The sequence below is a fragment of the Streptomyces atratus genome (assembly GCF_040655115.1).
Taxonomy (GTDB): domain Bacteria; phylum Actinomycetota; class Actinomycetes; order Streptomycetales; family Streptomycetaceae; genus Streptomyces; species Streptomyces atratus_D.
In genome coordinates this window covers 1-1,676 of record NZ_JBFAJH010000138.1, presented here as the reverse complement: position 1 = coordinate 1,676, position 1,676 = coordinate 1, and the positions used below count along the sequence as shown (strand labels likewise).

At 69.0% G+C, this 1,676-nt stretch carries 1 protein-coding gene; it reads right to left on the bottom strand.

What is annotated here, in order from left to right; genetic code table 11:
• Positions 1–160: 160 nt before the first annotated feature.
• The gene (locus AB0I23_RS41430) at positions 161–1,552 is read right to left on the bottom strand and encodes an IS1380 family transposase (RefSeq protein ID WP_359118439.1); all 1,392 of its coding nucleotides are present in this window, start codon (positions 1,550–1,552) and stop codon (positions 161–163) included.
• Positions 1,553–1,676: the final 124 nt, after the last annotated feature.

Here is a 1,676-nt window from a genome sequence, read left to right as displayed (position 1 = left end):
CCCGGATCCACCGGCTTGTTTCCGGAGTGATCGTTTCGGGGTTGTCTTGGCGGTCGGCGAGATGATCTGGCTGTTCGGGCAGGGAGTATCCGCTGGTCTGTCCAGCTCTTCCACGTGTTCGGCGGTCTCGGGCCCTTGCGGGCGGGGTGGTCAGGGCTTCTCAGGCTGTGGGTGGTGGCGCGTGCACGAGGTCGAAGAGCTGGGTGAAGTCGTCGGCCCAGGGCCAGAGTTCGGGCAGGTGGAGGGTGAGGCGCCGGGCGGAGCGGGCCAGGCGGGCGGGCACGTTGATCAGGTGGTCGCGGATCGTTGCGGTGGTGGCCTTGGCGTGGAAGGCGGACGCCAGGGCGCCGGCGGCGCGGGTCAGATTGTGCGCGAGAGCGGCCAGCGCGAGCCAGGCGGCGTTCGCCTGGAAGTGCCCGGAGGGGGCGTGGGCGAACGGGCCGTTCTTCAAGTCCGCGATCACCTGTTCCACGACAGCGTGCCGCCTGTGATCACGCTCGGCATCGGCCAGGGCGAGCGGTGAGTCGGTGAACGCGGCGTGGTAGCGCCAGGTATCGAAGAGAGTGCCCTGCCCCTCGGGCACCGCCGCCGGGTTGAGCCGTTTGACGCGGCGCACGATCAGACGGGCGGTGACCTGCTGCTTCTTCGGCTTGGAGGTGAAGGCGGTGTAGGTGGTCTCGGCTATCTCCGCGTCCGAGATCCAGCACTGCCCCTCCTCGTCCCACACCGCCCTGGGGTACTTGATCGCCTTCCACGCGGCTTCGTCGATGCCCGCGATCGCGGCCTTGACCGAGGCGTTCATCCGCACCGTGACCGAGAACCGGACGCCCAGGGCCCGGCAGGCGTTCACGGCATCGGCGCCGTAGAACGCGGAGTCGGCCCGCACGACCAGCAGCCCGCTCGCGCCGCACGCTCTCGCGGTGCGGATCGATTCGGCGACGAACGCAGCCGCACCCCGGGCGGAGTTGGACGGCCCCTTGCGCAGACGGGTGGCGGCGATCACCGGAGCGGCCAACGGGGTGGAGACGATCCCGATCAGCGCGTTCAGGCCCTTGACCTTGCTGTATCCGTATCCGGCTCCCTGTTTGGCGTAGCCGTAGGTGCGGCGGATCGTGTCGTCGATATCCACGTAGGCCACCTGGTCGGCGCCGGGCAGCAGCGGGGTATGCGCGGCCAGTTCGGGAAGGAACCGGCGGGCCACCGCGTGCAGTTGCTTCACGTGCCCGTGGCTGAAGGAGCGCAGGTACGAGCCCAGCGTGGACGGCGCCCGCACCCCGCTGAACAGCCGCGGCAGCCCACCGTGCCGCAGCCGGTCCATGTCGTCGATGCTGTCCGCCCCGGCGACCATGCCACCGACCAGCGACATCAGCTTCGCCGCGGGAAAGGCCCCGGTCCCGTCCTTCGAGGCCGGCAGCCGGACGTGCTCGTCGACGAGTGCGGGCAGTGCGCACCGTTCGGCCAGCCGCACCACCGGGGCGAGCCCGCCGTACCCGACCAGATTTGGATCATCAAACCGTGCGGAGATCCTCGCTGCGGCATGGGAAGATTGCATCTCGGAAGTGCCCTCGTGGTCGTGCGTGCTGGAAGCGTGAAGAACTCCCATCATCGCAGGTCACAGGGCACTTCCTCGTTTTCGGAGAAGCTATCCACAGGCATCAAGCCGGTGGATCCGGGCT